Origin of the sequence: Candidatus Uabimicrobium helgolandensis, assembly GCF_041508025.1 — a bacterium.
GTDB lineage: Bacteria > Planctomycetota > Uabimicrobiia > Uabimicrobiales > Uabimicrobiaceae > Uabimicrobium > Uabimicrobium helgolandensis.
The window spans coordinates 3,692,100-3,711,516 of sequence record NZ_CP165719.1; the positions used below are offsets into that span (position 1 = coordinate 3,692,100).

Here is a 19,417-nt window from a genome sequence, read left to right on the forward strand (position 1 = left end):
AGTGTCAAAGAAGGACAGCCTGTAACCAAAGGCTCAACGCCGCTATGATACTCAAAGGCAAGCTGCGTGCTCTTAAAAACTTTTTGCGACTTGCCTAAGTGAGTTACTTTTGTAAAGAAGGTCGTCTTCATGCGATGTCCTCGCTCTGCAAGCGAGGTGAGAACATCGCATAAAGACGATTTTTCTTTTACTCTTCCTCTCTTTTATGCAATTCGCTATATTTGATATCAGCATACTTCCCATTACCACCATAAGCACCATCTGCTCCAAACGAAATAATTTCAAACTTACCATTTTTCTCATAGTAAATGTAATCATTCCCCCACGGATCTTTCGGAATAACATCTATAAACGTATCACCACTTTTGTTTGGAACAGTAACAACTTCTAAAGTCAGTGGATAAAAACCTTTTTTCATTTTGTACAATTTTAACACTTCTCCAAAATTTTTTATTTGCGTTTTTGCTGCTGAACAACGATTACTGTGGTAGCCCATTTTTATCTCACCGAGTAACAACGGTAAAACACATATTACAAGACATAAAAAAATCAAAAGAAGAGAAATTTTTTCCTTCCACATAACGAAATCCCCTAAACATAAACACTAAAGTTTTGCCCTAGTCATTTATACGTTTAAAATACGCGAAAGTTTAGTTAGCAGTTCATTTACCTTTTTTCAAGAAATGCGACAAATGTTTTTAGGCATCGTGAATCAGCATCATTGCGATAAATAAACGTAGCAGGCGCTTTTAATTTTGGCTCAATTTCGTGCATACAAATATTTTGGTATATACGTCTTCGCAAAAGAGTTTTTGGCAGCAGAGAAAATCCCATTCCCGCATCAATACAACTCAAAATTCCATCGATACTATTGAACTCCATAATCTGCGGTTGAGGTAGTCCTTCTTTATAAATCCAGTTTTGTAAATGACTACGATAAACACAACCTTCGTAAAAAGTAATCACAGTAGTTAAAGTTTCGTGGTTAAGTTTTTCTACACTTTTGTGTGTTACCATCACTAAATTTTCATCAGCAATTGGTATAGTGTTTAAACTTGGTTGTTGCCATGTAGTATGTACAAAAGCACCATCAAGCTCATAACGAAGCACTCTTTGAATTAAATCCTCGGTTCTTCCACTTTGTAAATTCAGTCGTATCCCTTTATGCTCTTTATGAAAATTGATTAAAATCGGTGGTAAAAATATCATAGCTACACTTTCAATTGCAGCTATCTTTAAAATTCCCTGAGGTTTATCTTGTGATTTTAGATGTATTATTGCCTGCTCTGATAACTGAATAATACGCCGTGCGTAAGGCTCTAGTAATTCTCCTGCTGGCGCCAATTTAATACCTCGGTTATGACGGAAGAACAACTTCGTTTGTAGCTGTTGTTCGAGCTTCTTAATGCGACTAGTTATATTTGATTGTACATAATGTAATTCTTTGGCTGCCTGAGAGATACTTCCACTATCAGCCACTTGCAAAAAGATTTGCAAATCAGTAATTTCCATATGCGCCTCCTGATATCATTTTTTTTAATATATGATATCAAACAAAATCTATTTTAAAGATATCTAAAGAAGTATATACTTGTAGTAATTAATAGTCAATTAAGTTTTTATAAGAAAGAACAATAATATGAAAGCGGTAGGATATAATCAGGCAGGACCAATTAGTGCAGCAAATTCATTAATTGAATTTGAAACAGAAACACCGCAATTGCAACCACATGACTTACTAGTAAAAGTCCAAGGTATTTCCGTTAATCCTGTAGATGTAAAAGTGCGTGCCGGCGCTACACCAAACAATGGTACTAAAATTATAGGTTACGACGCAGCAGGAGTTGTGCAACAAATTGGTAGCGGTGTTAGTAAATTCAAAGTCGGTGATGAAGTATACTACGCTGGTGATATTACACGACCAGGCACCAACTCAGAGCTTCATGCTGTCGATGAACGAATAGTAGGAAAAAAACCTAAATCTTTAGATTTTGCCGAAGCAGCAGGCTTTCCTCTTACTTCGATTACTGCTTGGGAACTTCTATTTGATTCTTTTAAAATTAAAGAGGGAGAAGGCCAAGGCGAAAGTTTACTTGTTATTGGTGGAGCAGGAGGCGTTGGATCTATTCTTATTCAACTTGCCAAACAACTAACCCAATTGACAGTAATTGCTACTGCATCGCGCCCTGAAACAATAGAGTGGGTCAAGAAAATGGGTGCCGATCACGTTATTAATCATCGCCAATCGCTTGTAGATCAAATGAAGTCACTAAACAATGCCCCTCTCTATGTCGCTGCTCTTACAGGTACAAGCGGACATTTCCCTGCTATTATAAAACTAATAAAACCTCGTGGTCACGTCGCATTAATTGATGACCCCGAATCATTAGACATTCTACCAGGTAAGTACAAAGCTCTAACTTTTAGTTGGGAGTTCATGTTTACACGCTCCATGTATCAAACAAATGACATCGAAAAACAACATGATCTACTAAACAGAGTCTCTGAACTTATTGATAATGGTACACTCATGTCTACAGTAACCAATCATCTCGGTAAAATAAGTGCAGAAACGCTAAAAGCTGCTCATGCTCAACAAGAAAGTGGTCGCGTTATTGGTAAAAATGTACTCGATGGTTTTGGTAAATAAAGATTAAGATAATTCTCTAGCCACATTTCTTTTTAGTAAAGAATCCCTGGCAAATAAAACATTTTGCCAGGGATTCTTCTATTATTTGATTTGCTGAAAAATATCTTGCGCTTCTTTATTATTCTCATCTAGTTTAAGAACGATACGACAATTTTTTTTGATTTTGTCAATATCAATACTTGTTTCAGCTATGTAAAGGTAGCGTTTTGCTAAGCTTGGACTTAATTTGGGATATTGCTGACGAATTCTGGGCACAATACCTGGATCTATACTTATAGCTACTTGTAAACAATCGATAGATAAAGCACCAGAACCATATTCTTGTGCTTGTTCAAGATATTTTTCAACTAGGCTATTGTCTAAGGAAAATTCGCTACTCCATAAGTAAGAACTTCGCTTTTTATGCTTAAGTTGCAACGTTTCTCCTACTTCAAATTGAAATAGCTCACGGCTAAGATGTGGCTGAGGATTATCACAAGCGTGTATAATTACATCAGAGGATATATTGTGATGGATAAACTGCTCTTTTCTAGGCTTAATATACTCATCTGCCGCAATAATATTTTTGAGATAAAATGGTACTTGCATCACTACTCTATTAGTGATTTGAGGACGACGCCAGTGGCGAATTGTTTTATCTTGGGCTATAGAAATGATTACAGGTTTCTTGGGGTGAAAAGCAATATTAGCAGCTGTTTGCGTATGTCCAATAAGCTCGTCTTCTAAAAGACCAGAGTCAGTGTTCCACAAGCGAATGGTTTTATCATATGAACTTGATGCAAGTATTTTATTGTCAGGGCTAAAAGCTAAATCAGTGATAAAGCCACGATGGCCTTGCAATTCTTTTTTTTCACGTTTTTCTAAATCCCAAATAAATACATTTTGACTCGCAGAATAAGCAAGTTTTTTGCCATCATGACTAAATATAACATTAATTGTTATAAGATCTTTTTCAGTCAATGTTTCCAGTATTTTTCCGCTAGCAACATCCCACACCTTAACGGAACGATCTTCGGAAGCAGAAGCTATCATCTTACTATCAGGGCTAAATGATATACGGTATACAGAAAGATGATGACCAAATAGATGGTGCAATTTCTTTCCTGTATCTAAGTCCCATAAAATAATAGTGCGATCTTTTGATGAGGATGCTAGTAATTTGTTATTGTTGGAAAGAGCCACTGACCATACTGGCGCATCGTGCCCCATAAAGGATTTTACAATTTTTTGTTGTTCAATATCAAAAATCTTGATGCCTTTGCTTACGGTTGCTAATGCTATAAAACGCCCATCTTGAGAATAATCAATACCATAAGCTTCACTGTCTTTCAAAGTAAATACTGTTTCCACTTTGCTCGTTGCGAAAGTATATAAACTTATTTTGCGTAATTCTTGCAGGGTTGCATAGGTACTACCATTTTTTTGCGGACGAAGAAACGCTCCAGATACTTTTAAATCCTTTCGATATTTTTCAAGATAAGATAGTTTCCATAGTTTTAGAATACCATCTTGGTCTCCCCCGACTAATAAATTCTTCTTAGGGTGAAAAGCAATAGAATTTACCCAATTAAAGTTAGAGAAATCTTTCACTTGTTTTCTATCTGCGATATTCCACACATATACACGTTTATCATCTGCACAAGAAGCAATAAACTTGTTTGTTGAATCAAAACTAATGTCATTAACAGAACCAACATGGCCATGTAACTCTGTAATTTTTTGATTCATTATATTAAAGATAAAAATCGTTTTACTTTGACCAGCATATGCGATTTTTTCACCATCAGGACTAAATTTTACGGTTGTGAAAGCAAAGTGTTCTAACGGATACTCTAGTTTACCAGCTTCTTCGTTTTTATTTAAATCCCATATACGTAGCGACCTGTCTTCCGAAACGGAGACCAACATATCGTAAAAAGGATGAAAATCAATATTCCACACTTGGTCTTTATGAAGAGAAATAACTGAATGCTTTTTTCCAGATGAAAGAAACCATATGGTTGTATCTCCTGATTGCGAAGATCCTGCGATCAAAGAATCATCGAAATTAAAAGCAACATCCGTAAATTTTTTTCCATAAAAAACCTGTATTAATTTACCTGTCTGCCAATTCCAAACTTGAATCTCTTTGTCCGTAGTAGTGGCAAGTAGGTTGCCACTTCGTGAAAAACAACAACTATAGATATAAGCATTGTGAGGTAGCTCGCGAATTTGTTCGCCAGAAAGAGCATTACAGATACGCACTGTTCCATCATACGACGAACTCGCAACAATTTTACCTTCAGGATGAAAAATTACTTTAGAAATAGCGTTAGTATGCCCGTTTTTATTATGGATTGGTTTTCCTGTTTTTAAGTCCCATATTTCTATACTATTTGCTAAAGAAGCGCTTATCAGGTAGTTGTCGTCGCGACTAATATCAATAGATGAAATAGGCATATGAGTTTTACGAAATATATGATGTAGACCGCGACTGACGACATCATACACTAATATCTCACCATTTTCGCAAGCGCAAATAAAAAAATCATTGTTATGAGAACTTTGCAAATTAATAACACTGCTTTTCGTTTTCCAGGAGTGCAATTTTTTCATTTGAGGAAAAGACCAAAGATCAATAATGTGATTTTCGGAAGCGGATAGAAGCATTGTTCCTGAGTGATGAAATTGCAAGCTGCGAATGGTTTGAGCACAAGTCTTTTGGTGTAATAATTCTTGAGAAGATATATCCCAAATTTTAATCATGTTATCTGCAGCTGATACGAAATGGTTAGTAGATGCACTAAACGCAATTGCCGTAACTTCTTTTATTCCATGAGGTATTGTCGCAATCACTTTTTGTGATGCTAATGACCAGATTTTGCAAACTCCATCTTTTCCTCCAGCAGCAATAAATTTACCATCACGAGAAAAAGACAAAGATGAAACAAAACCATTATGAATAAATAATGTAATAGCTTTTTCAGTTTCGCTATTCCATAAAGAAACTTGGTCGTCATTTGCTGCAAAAGCAAATATCGGTTGTTTTGGGTGAGCAATAAGATGAGCAATACTAAGATGATGTACTGTTATTTCTCTGTTTTTTTTTCCCGTTTTTCGTTCATAAAATGAAATCTTTCCATCCCAACTTCCACTGAGAATTTTTTCTTTACAAAAAGCTACTTGCAGAGGTGCAGGCTCATGAGAAGTTACTTTCGAAATAGCATATTCTTCTCGAACAGGAGCGACTCCAAAGTAATTTGTTTCCCATAAAATGCCATTTCGCTGTAAAGCAATGCGTATAAGACTTTGTGCACGATGAACTATTTCAAGTTTATCATTCCCTTTGTATTCCCCAACTAGTTCAATAGCTGCAACTGCCATTGATCCGCACTTTTGCCATTTTTGTTGTTCTTGAGAATTAAAATATTCTTGGGCTTTAGCCAAAGTAATTTTAGCTAAACGAAAGACTGTATTGCGACGATCTCTCTCCGCTTGTTGTTTTTGCTCTAGTGCTTCTTGCCATTGAATAAAAGTTGTGAAGGTACCGACAAAGATACTTAGTAATAAAAGAAAGCCTGCAATAGCCCAAGTTCGGTGCCTTTTGATAAATTTAACAGCCAGAGTCACTACCGTTGCAGGTTTTGCAGTGATAGGGCGATTGTTTAAAAAGTTTTGTAAGTCTTCAGCTAGAAGATTTGCACTGCTATAGCGTTTTTCTGGTTTTTTTTCGAGACATTTGAGACATATAGCTTCTAACTCTAATGAAATATCAGGATTCAATTTTCTAGGTAAAATAGGATCTTTACTGAGTACCTGAAAAAGAACATTGTAGTGATTTTCTCCCACAAAAGGAGGACGTCCTACAAGAAGCTGGTAAAGAATGGTTCCTAAAGCGTAAACATCAGTACGCGCATCAACTTTTTCACCATCAGCTTGTTCAGGAGACATGTATGCAGGAGTTCCCATCGAATCACCAGTGCGCGACAGTTCATCATTTGAGTGCACCATTTTTGCCAAGCCAAAATCCATGACTTTAACTTCGCGATTTTTTGTTATCATTACATTTGCAGGTTTTAAATCGCGGTGAACAATGCCTTCGTTGTGTGCATAATGAATTGCTTGAGAAATAGTAATTGTAATATTAACAATTTCTTTTATGGATAGATCTTGTTGGGAACTATAACTTTTTAATGTTTCACCATCAATATAATCCATAGTAAAAAATACAAAATTGTTTTGATGATTTATATCGTGCAGAGCTATGATATTAGGGTGATGAAGTTTAGCGGTTGCTTTTGCTTCGCGTAGGAATCTCTTTATTTGTTCGGGACGCGATTCACTCCCTTCAAGAAGTACTTTAAGCGCAACTATCCTATCAAGATTAGGATCAAAAACTTTATACACTTTACCCATACCGCCGCGACCTATTTCACTTTTTATTATATAGCGCCCTATTTTTTTATCCGTGTGTTGCAGAGCTTCTTTTTCTAGAGAAAGTGGCTTTTGAACTGCAGGGGTAACAACAAGTTCTTCAAGAGTTACGTCTTCATCAAACGCGATTTTGCTATTTAACTTGCGCGAAATACTACTTTGAATTTGATATGCATGCTTTAAACTGCTATCTAACTCTAAAGCTTTAGAGATATCAATCTGTGCTTTTCTCCATTTTTTTTGCTTATAAAAAATCATGCCTCTACGCAATATAAATTTAGCATTGTCAGGCTCTTGTTCAATGATTTTGTCTATAACATTTATGGCTTTTTTCCACTTGTGAGAAATTGTATATTTGTTATACAATTCCTTAAGCTCGCGAATGTTGCGACTCATAAATTTTACCTCGTTTAACTAGATAGTATCTTGTAGTAACTTCTTATTATCATAGTCAAATTTTATTGATTTTACAACTCTGTGTAGTTAACATTGCATATAAATTCAAAATTATAATTCCAAAATAAGATGTAGGCACAACTATTAGGTGAAAAAATGTTAAAAGCAATTGTATGCGGTGCGCGACGAGCGCGACAAGGTATTGGAGAATATGTATGTAAGTACTTACACCAAGAAAAAGTAGAGATAAGTGCAATTGTTGCTACATCTATAGAAACGCAAGTACTTACAGCTGAACATCTAAAAAACACATATGGAATAGAGTGTAGAGGATATGTTGATTTAGAAGAAGCTCTTCAAAAAGAAGAATGCGATATTGTCGTTATTTGCACTCCTTTTCGTAGCCATGGCCACTTACTTGAAATTGCAGCAAAGTACAATAAAAATTGCTTATGTGATAAACCACTAGTGTGGGATTATCCATTCACTACAGAGAGGCTAATCACCGCATTTTCTTCAAAGTTCATTGATACTATTACACAATGGCCATTTACTTTGGATAGTTTTTATAAGATATATCCACAAGTCAAAGAGCAAAAAATTCAAAATTTTTCAATGTTGATGAGCCCTATATCTATAGGCCAAGAAATGATTATAGATGCAATGCCTCATGTATTTAGTATGCTGTATTCTGTTGTTGGTGATGGAGATGTTACCAATGTCAAATGTGGCTTTTCGTTGCCTAAAAAACAATTACTCATTGAATTTACTTATAGACATAAGTATACAACAACAGTACAATGTAAATTCATACAAGTAAAAGAGCAACCTAGGCCTGCCAAATATGCAATTAATAATTATGAAGTAAGTAGATACGTAGACACACAAGGCTATAAAATATATTTATGTGGAAACAAACAGGAAATACAAATAAAAGATCCATTAGAAAGCCTCATTTGCCACTTTATCAAAAGCGTGCAAAGCTCAAAAGCCACAGATACAAATAAACTTGTTAGTGGCGTGCAACAACTACGCTGCTTGTATTCTATTATTCAGCAGGAAAATATGAATATTAAATAAGGAATATACAATGCAAGAAGTCCAAGAAAATAAAAAAGAAAAGCAAGTAGAACTCTCTTCCATCCACGACTTTGCTGCCAAATTACTCCAACCGGAAACAATAAAACCTCTAAAAGAATATGTAAAATGGCAAAGTAAACTACGCAATTTACCTCAAGAAACGCGCGATATATCAGATCTCGCCCAAATCCCTGATTTCGCTCCGATATCTATCAATTTAGATATTACAACCTCTTGTAATTATGCATGTGATCATTGTGTAGATATGGACATCCTCAACAAAGCCATTCGTTATAATCACGAACGTTTACTTGATTCTATAAAACTTATGGCCGACAAAGGGCTAAAATCTATCATCGTAATCGGTGGTGGAGAACCAACTCTTTATCCTAAATTTACTGAAGCAATACGTTTCATGAAGTCGTTAGGTTTGCAAATTGCAATTGTTTCAAATGGTTCGCGCAACGAGAAAATTGCTGAAATTGCTGATTGCTTAGGCAAGAAAGACTGGGTACGCCTGTCGTTAGATTCTGGTGGTGATGATGTTTTTCAAAAAATGCACAAGCCGCGTAAACCTGTAAGTTTACCTGAAATTTGTGAAAAAGTATCTTTGATCAAAAAAGTGAATGCTGATGTTCAAGTAGGATTTTCTTACATCATTACTTGGAAAGGTGCCTTCATTAACGATACCGATATTGTCGAAAATATCCACGAAATGGTAACGGCTACAAAACTAGCTAAGGATTCAGGGTTTGACTATATATCTTTTAAACCTTTTCTTACAAGAGCTGAAGATAATAATGCTGAAATTGTAGACTTAAAAGAAAAAGAAAACCATTTTGCTGGAGTAATTAAGCAAATCCAAGAATATGTGGCAGAGGCTAAAAAATTAGAAGATGACAATTTTAAAGTTTACGAATCGACAAATTTAAAAGTACTAATGAATAACAGTGCTTCTGACTATATGCAACAACCACAAATGTGCCACATGCAATTCTTTCGTCAAGTTCTTAGCCCTCTTGGTATGTTTAATTGTCCCGTATATCGCAACCAACCTCATGGAAAACTTGGTGCACGCGACACCTATTCGACAACAGAAAAGTTTGGCGATGTCAAGCAAGAAATGGCACAGCAATTATTTAAATTTAATGCTACACAGGAATGTAAAGAAGTGACTTGTTTGTACAATCATGTCAATTGGTGGATTGAAGATTTAATTGCAAATCCTCATAAGTTAAATGAATTAAAAGCAAGCGAAATGATTGAACCAGATTACTACTTATAAAATGAAGTACTAACTAGGGGTGTGACCGGTCGTTTTTGTTCTTAAAAGAGTTATAGATTTTTCTCTTTAAAGCAATTAATACGAGATCAAAGTCACACCCACTATCTAAATTAACGGTAATCAATTAATCTTGCCATTACAGTACCAATAACTTAACTAAAATAATTTACGACTTGTTCCAGTTGAAAAAGCTAAATTAGCATACAAACCCTTTAATACGAAGTAAAGACCTAACAAGAGACTAAGGAAGCTGGTCATATTAAAAGCAGTAATTTTATCAACAGTTTTATAGAACGACGTTTAGTTTTGTTAGCATGTAACTCTTGAGAAAGTATATTACTCTGCTAATTTTTTCAAACGCTGTAATCGAGAATTTTCATTTTTCTGCAACCACATATCTTTATTCAGTTCATCGTAAGCCTTTTGTGCATATCTTTTATAGTTAGAATCTTCTAAAGATAAGTAACATTCAGCAAGTTCTTCATAAACATAGCCATCTTTTTTTTGTTGATCGTCATATACAGATTCCAACTTTTTTTGAATAGCAAGCGCTTCCATCATTTTATTTTGCATACGTAATGTTTTAGCAATAGACCATCGCGCTATAAGTGTTCGCTGGAGATCCCCCTTGTCTTCGTGCCAAGCTTGTGTTTTTAGAAACAAGTGGTGTGCTTTTTCATACTCTTTCATTTCAAAATATCCCCAACCGATATTGTTATATAAAGATCCACACCAATTCCTTGCTTTCTCTTCCTCTGTTTTCTCTGCAACGCTCAATGCTTTTAAATTCCACTCCATAGAACTGTTTGTGTCGGAAATCCCCAACATGTGCAAAGCATCAATAATATAAAAATCATATTGCTCTTTATTTGCTATTTCCAAAGCCTGTAAGAATAAATTTGTTGCTTTTTGATGATCGTTCGCTGAATTAAAAGTACGGCCACGTTCAAGTAAATAACGAATATTTGTTAGTGAATCTCTTTCCTTGATTTGTGCAATGTCATCTAAAATGTTATGTGCTTTGGTAAAATTTTGTTGTAACGAATACGTACGAGATATTTGTGTTTTTAGTTGAAGAGTATAGTTATTGTTTTGCGGTGAACTATCTAAAATTGATATAAATTTTTTTCTTGTCGTTTCGGGATCCTGGTAATTCCATAAAGAATCAAAATTAATCATTGTACTACCTTTTATTCTATGATGATTTAACACATCGATTAGTAACTAAGTAATTTGCTAATAAATTAATTCTTTTAGTTCTCTTTCTGTTAGTACTAGAACATGCCCATTGAAATAAGAAATATTGATAAACAAAAAAAGAGAGATCTTTTCAAGATCTCTCTTTTAATGTGCTTCAATCTAAGTTGCGCTTTCCAATACTTCTTGACACAATGTAAGGAATAGCATCTCACTTACATTTTTTATGTTTTAACTTCCGTCAAGAAAAAATGTTACAGAGTACTAACTTACTTAACGCGGTTACCAAATGATTTTGGATAACGGTAATATATTTGTAAAGACATAATACTTAGTGCTGTTGCATACACACGGCTATTGACGCGACATCTTTTTCCTACCGCTGGCCATGATCCGTCTTGGCAACCACCTTTTACTTGATGTCTAACAAAAACATCTACCATTTTTTGGTTCCACTCTTCCCAATAAGGTTCACCTTTTTGGAACATTGCAAGTGTACCGTGGTACCAATAGTAATAGTTAATTAAGCTATAACCTTGCTGATCTCGACCCCATACCGGCGGGTTTTGAGATAATCTTTGTGCGCCTGTTTCTACATAAATATCATCATCATCAGTAATAGCCATAAAAACGCGAGCATTCATTCCTACAGCGGTCATTGACTCACTTGCTGCATATTTTTCATTGATTTGATCTGATTTAATGCGATCTGGCATTTTTTGTAGTAAAAATTCTTGGCGTTCAGATGAAACAACATCTTTCACGATCCACGCATCATTAGTTCCTTTTTTACGGCTTGATCCTAAAGCCATATCAATGTTAGTTACAGTCGTCTTTTCTACCGTAGCATTGTATCCTAATGGTTTTCCTAGCTGCTTCAATTTATCTGCTAGTTCACGTGGGACATTGCCTTTATCTAATTCTTCTGCATTTTTTAAATCAATAGAAAAAAGTTCATCATCATCAATAACAGTTCCTTCAAACTCTAAACCATCTTCTCTTTCACGATAAGCTGCGCGATACCCCTGATCTGCAGGAGTTATTTTATTTAGAAATGCTGTCGCCCCTTCAAATGAAGAGTCTGGTACACTAAGTTTTGCTTCTTTTGCCGAGCGTAATGCTGTTACACACCATCCCATCACTGAAGTATCATCTTCTCCTTTGGCAAAAGTATATCGCCATCCTTGGCCAGGGTTTTGCGCTTTTAAAAGAAAATCAACGGCTTTTTGTGCTGGAATTTTAAGCAAGGGATTATAATTCGACATTGCGTATGCTTCTACAAGTGCGAAAGTACCAATAGCATGATTATACATGTGATGTTCTGTTCCACGAGTACCAATACAGCCTTCGGGATCTTGCTGTTGCTTTAGGAACTGAATACCTTTTTTAACCTGCTCTTTGTAATCTCCTTCGCTTGTAGAACTACCAGAAGCTAAAAAACACAATAATGCAAATCCTGTCATCGCCGGATCGTAATCACGATAACCTGCTCCTTCACAGAAACCTTGGAATTTTGGATTTTTACCACACTGTGATGTATATGTATCTGTATCCCAACGCCCATCAGACGACTGATGTCGCTTTAACCATTCGAGGCCTGCTTTTACTGCGCTTTCTGTTAGGTCACTACCACCACCACGTTTAACTAAATTTCTGCGACCGCCTCCAATTCTTTGACCAAAGTAACCACCACCACCACCACCAGCGCCTATATTGCTATTATCAAATACACTTTTAAAAGGGCTATTAGCAGCAGCTTGAACCTCTCCTTTGGCGGTTTCCTGGTCTTCATTACTATCTGTTTCATGGTGATCAGAAATTTCTACTTCTTTTACAACGGGATCTTCTATGACCGGTTCATCGGTAGGAACTGGTTTTGTATCTTTGATTTTTTCTTCGCGGATTTTTGGTTTAAGTACAACTTCTTTTTTTTCCACTGTATAAACTTCCACAGGGTAGGAGTCTTTAACCTCTGCTTTCTTACTAGCAATGACCGCCAGAGTTGTGAGAAGAGCTAATATTGCATGAAAAACTATTGAAATAAGCCACCATGGAGCTCTTTGTAGCTGTTCAGACCAAAAATCACGGAGTTCAACATCGTCTATTTCATCTTGATACTCTTCATCATACGACATCTTGTACTCCTAAATGGGAAATTAACATTTTATTTTTAATTGAGATGTAAAGCGTTTTATTATATATAAAAAATTTTTTTTTTGCAATCAGTACCTAGTAAAACGACTATATTAAATAAAAGTTCAAAAAAAAAACTTGCGAATTTTAAATTCGCAAGCTTTTTTATCGGGGTGACTGGATTTGAACCAGCGACCTCCTGAACCCCATTCAGGCGCGCTCGCCAAGCTACGCTACACCCCGTATCTTGGCAGAATAACTTTTTTTTAAAAAAAGTCAAGAAAAAATGAGCCAGCACATTAACATTTAGGTTTTTATATAGTACCAGTTATTTTACTTTGAAAGCGCAAAGTTGTATATAATCGAAAGCAACATATTAATTCCGAAAAGAGCCAAGAAAATAAATATCAACATCCTAAACTTTAGAGTTGGTAGTTCTGTACAATTAAGATTATTGTAATTTCGATCATTGCCTATGCTCACTCGATGCACATTGTTTACCAATCCGGATATAGTGGCGTATTCGACATTTCTCGATATTCAATCTAGCGAAACAATGGTCTTGAGACAAAAAATCTGTTAAAGTACATTTTGATCTTCTAAGGTAAAAGCATTAGCAATAGAATATTGAGAGTTTTATGAATAAATGGTATACATATACTACGATTTTAAAACTAAAGAGTTCTATAACATATATGAAGGTTACGCTAAGTTTGGAACTAGTAATTTTGCCAAAAATTGGAAAAAAGCTTATTTTGGAAATGCTTCTGGAGGCATATCAGTCTTTAAACAAGATTATTTTATAAATAATTCTTTGTTGAAGAAAAAAATAAAAGATTGCGATACACTACTCAATGAAAAATCAAATTCATGGTTACAACTCATAGAAAGCATTGAGAAAAAGCTACAAATTCGCTAGGAGAAATATTGAAAGTACTTATTGTTGTTGTAGCCATTTGCTATTCTTTGCTTCGATATGCTTGGGCAAGTGGTGTATATATTACCAACTGGCCAGCTTATATAGGAAACAAAGCGATGGCTTTTTGTGCCGTTAGTTTTTTAGTCACAGCCCTATTCAAAAAGACTTCTAATAACAAGGAAGCCAAAGAATATTTTTATTTATCAAGTATTTCTGCTATAGCGCACGCAGCAATGTCTATGGCAATTTTACACCCCGAATACTACAACTTTCTTTTTTCAGCAAACAATAAACTCAATATTTTTGGCGAATTTACTATTTTATTTGGCTCACTGGGATTTGGAATTTTTGTTACTACATCACAACATACATTCGCAAAAGATATAGCCTTACTATCTATCATTTTTGCTCATATCACAAGTGTAGGTATTTTAAAGTGGATTGAACCGCAACGTTGGGCATACGGACTAGTTCCCATCTCTTTAATCAGTGGTACAATTATTATAATCGGCGCTATTATACGTACGAAAGCACAAAAAAAGCAAAAGATTGAATAAGACTACTTTTACAGCATTCTTATACTACATTACTGTCATTACAATCTTTTCTACCGCCTCCTCCTCCGTTTTACATAATCTGGGAGGAGTCATCAATAAAATATGATCCATGTAATCAATCATTCGTTGCAAACCACTACCTGCCACAATTTCACATATGGAGTATTCTTCTAGTAGTTCCAATCCCTTGAATAATAAACCCATACCTGAACTATCTATATCTGTAATCTTTGCAAAATTCAAGACGACATAGCGAGCTCTTAATTTTCTTAATTGACAAAAAACATCATCAAACAGTATCAATGTTGATTGGTTAATTACGCCAGAAACTAAAACGATCAATATATCTCGGTTATCTTTTACTTGGGTTTTATACTCAGTAGAAAGCAGGCTCATTTTCGCTCATTTTTTTCTCGTAAAAAATATTCTATATTTGCACTAGGAAATGTACGTCTTGGAGTTTTTTGTTGTGCTTTTTGTAGTGATTCCACTGTCTGCGATTTTTGTTTATCTAAAAAATACAAACCTTGAAAAAACAGTGCGTCATTTTGTAAAGAAAATTCACATTCTACTTCTTTACCCTGTAACAAACACGATGCTAAATGTGTCGTACGCACATCAGTGATATAGTTTTCCCACGCTATTTTAGAAGTTTCTTGCCATATTTGTTCAGCTTGCGGTTTATTTTGTTGTAAAAGTTGGCACACGCTATCCCATAAACGGCTTGTGAGTATTAAATCGGGAAGACTAGTATTTTGAGTGTATACTTTTCGAAAGTACTCGCTTGCCCTTTTGTATTCTTTTAATGCTAAAAATGCGCGCGCAACACTTTGCATAAGCAAAGCATATTCACTAGTGCCTACCAACATTTTCTTTTCGAGACTTTTAGTCTCTTCTATAATCTTTTGATACTGCTTGCAGTAGTAAGCAATTCTATTTTTAATTATTTGTTGTCGAAATAACTGCTTGTTATTTCCGACCTTTATTTGTTCACAAATTTTTTCAGCACTTTCTACGTCGTTTTCCGCAAGCGCTATTTCAACCATTATTTTGTTTTGCGATGCTATTTTTTTCGCCTCATCTATGTTACCTAAGCGCAGGTAAGATTCGCAAATCAAAGACTGGATTTTAACGCGTAACTTACTGTGATGAATTTGTCGTAGTTTCTTTTTGCCAAGCTCAATAACAACCTTGTTTTCCCCCAAAGTTAGATAATTGCGCAATTCATAATAGTAATCTAATGATGTTTTTTTGGGTAGTTCGCTGTATATTTTCTTCGCTGAAAATGGCGAAAGAGTTAGCGCATAAACAGAACGGTAAAAACTATAGTCCGATTTTTTAGGATTTTGCATATGCGACTCATAAAACTCCTTTGCTTTATTGAGTTTACCTTGTACACTTAGTGCTCTCACATAAAAAATATGTGCTGTAAATACATAAGGATTTTGCATTAAAAAATTATGAAATAGATTTTCCGCTTGTTCATAATTACCCAAAAGCATCTGAATCTTGCCAGCAATAAACACTAAGTCGCGATATTTACCTCGTTCGTGACCGGGTATCTTTGCAATCATCTGTTCCGCTTTTTTTACTTCGTACTGCGCAAGATATATATCAGCACTTGCTAATAAAGAAGGTGTATAATTTTGCTTTATGAGTGTACTGTATATATTTAAAGCTTCAGAATACTGCTGTTGTTGTTGATAGACTCTTCCTTTTAACAATAAATATTCTGGCCTAACATCTTTTTTTATAACAAAGTCAATAGCTTGTAAAGCTCTATCAAATTCATCTCTAGTAAGATAGAGTTGCGCTAAAATATAATAAAAACGATCTACTTCTGGATGATTAGTATACAAACGTTGTATCTCTTGAATAACTTCTATCGCTTCTTTAATTTTATTCTGCTTGAGAGCAAAATTTACGCGCATTGTCAGTTCTTGTAAGTAAGGCTTGTCTATTTTAGTTTTCTTGTTGTAATGATAAAAGAATAAAGAAACGAACATGATAGCAACCATGGATAGTAAGAAAAATTTTGCTTTCATCGGAAACCTACTTTACTAAGAATTTTATAAGCGATTAGTACTTGTAAGCCTTACAATAAGCCAAAGTACTTCAGTTGTAATGAAGCCATCGCCAAGTAAATAAAAGCACTCATCGCATCATTTAATGTGGTAATGAGCGGCCCCGATGCAATAGCAGGGTCTATCTTTAACTTACTGAAGAAAATGGGTATAAAAAAACCTGTGCATGTCGAAAAAAATATTGTCAGAAGCATAGACGAACCAATAATTAGACCATAGATAATATTTCCTAGCCATAGCAAAGATATACAGCACACTAAAAAACCACATGTAATTCCAATAATTACACCCGAAAGAAGTTCGCGGCGTGCTAATTTTTTACGATTACTGTGAAAAACAGCTTCATAAGTGAGATTGCGAATAGTTACCGTTGAAGTTTGCAAACCACTATTTCCACCCATTGCACAAATAGCAGGTAAAAAGGCAATGAGCACCATAGATTTTGAAAGTATACTTTCAAAATTTTGCAATACAAAAGCGGAAACCATACTACCACCTAAACAAATAGAAAGCCACGGCAAGCGCATTCTCGCAATTGCAAACCCTGAATCCACATGTATTTCATCTGAGTCAACTCCAGCCATTCTATAAACATCTTCATCTGCTTCTTCGTGAACAACATCTATGACATCGTCCATAGTAATTCGTCCAAGTAATTTCCCAGCATCATCGATAACAGGAACAGATAACAAGTTATATTTACGAACTGTTTGCCCTACAATTTCCTGATCATCGTTAACATTCACTGCGATAGGACTCAACTCCATAATGTCTTCTATTTTAGCTTTCCCATCGGCAATAATTAGGTTTTGCAAAGGCACAGAACCAATGAGCTTAAAATTCTGATCAACAATATACACATTTATAATAATCTCGTCTGATTTATACTCCCTAATTTGTTCTATCGCCATATTAACAGTATCACCAGCATGTACTGTCAAAAGAATGGAAGTCATAATACCACCAGCACTTTCTTCGCCATACAAAAGTAGCGTACGAAATTTGCGCTGTAATCTTTGTGGTAATTCACTCAATAATTCTTGTTGGCGATCCTCATCTAGTAGACTCAGAAAATCAGCTGCTTCATCTGGTTCAAGTTCTTTAAACAAAGCTAAAAGTCTTTGGTCATCTGTTTCTTCTATGAATTCGGATTGAAGATCTTCTGGAAGTTCGACAAATACATCCCCGCGTTGTTTTACATCTAGTGCATCAAAAACCTTCAACTGCCTATCTTCTGATACGTGTGAGATGATCTCTGCTATATCTGCTGCGTGGGCTTTAGTAAAAATAGAATGTGTAATCGGCGCTTTTTCATCTTTTGAGAACTGACTTAAAAGCGACTGTACCGCTTTACGATAGTTTTTGGTTTTCATAATTTTTAATCTGAATCCAGGCAAGTTTTAAAATAACAAATAGTAATACAACGCCAGCAATTATTTGTCCCCAAAATAAACGTTCATTTAAAAATTGGTATCCGATAATAACCGCCGAAAGAGGATAAACAAGCTCTAAAATGGTAGATGTTTGGGCTGGTGTATACTGAAGTCCTTTATAGTAAAGAGACATGGCTACTGCACCAGCAGTACACGCAATTCCAAATAAATATAGCCATTGTTTATACGTCACAACGTCAAAAATTTCGGTCAAGGGAATATAATTTCCCATGATAATTCCCATTAGGTATGAAAATGGGATTACGATCATAAAGCGTACTATTGTTGCAGTAAGAACATCAACTTTTGTCAAAATCAATTTACTAAGGACTGTTGCTGATCCCCAAGAAACAGCAGCTGCAAGAGCAAAAACAGCAGCAAAAATTTCCTGCGAATTCCCTTTGATTTTAGGCATATAATCCGGAAAAGATAGAAAATAAGCGGCAACAACTCCCACCGATGCCAACAATATATAGTTTTTAGTAATATTCTCTTTAAGAATAAAATGAGCAAGTACTATAGCAAATAGAGGTTGTGTTTGTTGTAATAGAACGACAACAGTATACTGAATAAACTCAACTTTGGCCAAAGCAATCGTGTAAAAACAAGTACCAAGAACACCACCAATAATAGAAACAGTAAATAATATCATCCATTCTTTGTAATGAATTTTTTGTAATTTTGGTATTGTTCGCGGAATAAATGGAAGTAACAATAACAAACCAACACAGTGTTCAAGCATAACGAGTGTTGCTGCTGGAATTGCCCGTAATTCACGACGAATAATTCCATCTAAACTCCACAGTAAAGCAGCAAAAATAATGAGAAAAGGTGCTATTTTTTTGATCATAGTTTATGGTCACTTACTTTTATCAGGACACTTAAATCTTAAATAGTAAACGCCTTAGGTGAGTTATTTTAGAAAATAGCAAGACTTTCAAAGCGCAAAGTTGCGCTCTACAATTGAAAAGTACTAATCTCTAAAAGAGCTAAATCATAAGGAAGACAAATATCGACACGCCCTAACATCAAAAAAAAATATTAGTTGTAATGCAAGAAAAATCTGCGAAAAATTTACGGTATTACTTGTTTACTCTACAAATCAATAATCAGTTGGCTAGGTTCCTTACACTCAAATCTTCTCTCATCCCCTAGATTACTTAAATTGTGAAATTTTTTAAATAATAGAACGGTCTCACAGTAAATTTTATTTCCAACTTGAAAAATTTGCTAAAATTATGTACCATCAGAATAGAGTATATTCATATTT

General features: G+C 35.1%; 14 protein-coding genes and 1 tRNA gene. 5 read left to right on the forward strand and 10 right to left on the reverse strand.

All coding sequences use genetic code 11. The annotated features are described in order from the left end of the window. Window positions 1-187: 187 nt before the first annotated feature. Window positions 188-580, reverse strand: coding sequence for a type II secretion system protein GspG (locus UABHE_RS13500; RefSeq protein ID WP_372370869.1), 393 nt, complete (start codon window positions 578-580; stop codon window positions 188-190). Between the two features lie 86 nt (window positions 581-666). Beyond that, window positions 667-1,512 (reverse strand): LysR family transcriptional regulator, encoded by an 846-nt coding sequence (locus UABHE_RS13505; protein ID WP_372370870.1) that lies wholly within the window; start codon window positions 1,510-1,512, stop codon window positions 667-669. A gap of 127 nt (window positions 1,513-1,639) precedes the next feature. Between UABHE_RS13505 and UABHE_RS13510 the strand changes: the two genes are divergently transcribed. Further along, the gene (locus UABHE_RS13510; protein ID WP_372370871.1) at window positions 1,640-2,650 is read left to right on the forward strand and encodes a zinc-binding alcohol dehydrogenase family protein; all 1,011 of its coding nucleotides are present in this window, start codon (window positions 1,640-1,642) and stop codon (window positions 2,648-2,650) included. 81 nt (window positions 2,651-2,731) lie between these two features. Here the strand turns inward: UABHE_RS13510 and UABHE_RS13515 are convergent, their stop codons facing one another. Further along, window positions 2,732-7,459, reverse strand: a complete 4,728-nt coding sequence (locus UABHE_RS13515; protein WP_372370872.1) for a protein kinase — start codon at window positions 7,457-7,459, stop codon at window positions 2,732-2,734. A gap of 156 nt (window positions 7,460-7,615) precedes the next feature. Between UABHE_RS13515 and UABHE_RS13520 the strand changes: the two genes are divergently transcribed. After that, window positions 7,616-8,539, forward strand: a complete 924-nt coding sequence (locus UABHE_RS13520) for a Gfo/Idh/MocA family oxidoreductase (protein ID WP_372370873.1) — start codon at window positions 7,616-7,618, stop codon at window positions 8,537-8,539. Between the two features lie 10 nt (window positions 8,540-8,549). After that, on the forward strand, window positions 8,550-9,824 hold the full coding sequence (locus tag UABHE_RS13525; protein WP_372370874.1) for a radical SAM protein: 1,275 nt from the start codon (window positions 8,550-8,552) through the stop codon (window positions 9,822-9,824). A 336-nt stretch (window positions 9,825-10,160) separates the two neighbouring features. Here UABHE_RS13525 and UABHE_RS13530 read toward each other — a convergent pair whose 3' ends face one another. From UABHE_RS13530 to UABHE_RS13540, 3 genes are all read right to left on the reverse strand, one after another. After that, a complete protein-coding gene (locus UABHE_RS13530; protein ID WP_372370875.1) occupies window positions 10,161-11,003 on the reverse strand; it encodes a tetratricopeptide repeat protein in 843 nt (280 codons plus the stop codon). Window positions 11,004-11,290: 287 nt separating this feature from the next. Beyond that, window positions 11,291-13,156: a prenyltransferase/squalene oxidase repeat-containing protein gene (locus UABHE_RS13535; protein ID WP_372370876.1), complete on the reverse strand. Its 1,866-nt coding sequence runs from the start codon at window positions 13,154-13,156 to the stop codon at window positions 11,291-11,293. 166 nt (window positions 13,157-13,322) lie between these two features. Beyond that, window positions 13,323-13,397: transfer RNA gene (locus UABHE_RS13540), tRNA-Pro, on the reverse strand. Between the two features lie 403 nt (window positions 13,398-13,800). On the opposite strand from UABHE_RS13540, the gene UABHE_RS13545 reads away from it, so the two are divergent. After that, window positions 13,801-14,073, forward strand: coding sequence for a hypothetical protein (locus UABHE_RS13545; protein ID WP_372370877.1), 273 nt, complete (start codon window positions 13,801-13,803; stop codon window positions 14,071-14,073). An 8-nt stretch (window positions 14,074-14,081) separates the two neighbouring features. After that, on the forward strand, window positions 14,082-14,630 hold the full coding sequence (locus UABHE_RS13550; RefSeq protein WP_372370878.1) for a hypothetical protein: 549 nt from the start codon (window positions 14,082-14,084) through the stop codon (window positions 14,628-14,630). Window positions 14,631-14,654: 24 nt separating this feature from the next. Here the strand turns inward: UABHE_RS13550 and UABHE_RS13555 are convergent, their stop codons facing one another. From UABHE_RS13555 to UABHE_RS13570, 4 genes are read right to left on the reverse strand one after another with little or no spacing between them, the layout of a single operon-like run. Continuing rightward, window positions 14,655-15,026 (reverse strand): STAS domain-containing protein, encoded by a 372-nt coding sequence (locus UABHE_RS13555; RefSeq protein WP_372370879.1) that lies wholly within the window; start codon window positions 15,024-15,026, stop codon window positions 14,655-14,657. Further along, window positions 15,023-16,675, reverse strand: a complete 1,653-nt coding sequence (locus tag UABHE_RS13560) for a tetratricopeptide repeat protein (RefSeq protein ID WP_372370880.1) — start codon at window positions 16,673-16,675, stop codon at window positions 15,023-15,025. The genes UABHE_RS13555 and UABHE_RS13560 overlap by 4 nt, the downstream gene beginning before the upstream one ends. Window positions 16,676-16,725: 50 nt before the next feature. Next, a complete protein-coding gene (mgtE, locus tag UABHE_RS13565) occupies window positions 16,726-18,087 on the reverse strand; it encodes a magnesium transporter (RefSeq protein WP_372370881.1) in 1,362 nt (453 codons plus the stop codon). Further along, window positions 18,065-18,997 carry a DMT family transporter gene (locus UABHE_RS13570; RefSeq protein ID WP_372370882.1) on the reverse strand — a complete coding sequence of 311 codons (933 nt, stop codon included), beginning with the start codon at window positions 18,995-18,997 and terminating at the stop codon, window positions 18,065-18,067. The genes mgtE and UABHE_RS13570 overlap by 23 nt, the downstream gene beginning before the upstream one ends. Window positions 18,998-19,417: the final 420 nt, after the last annotated feature.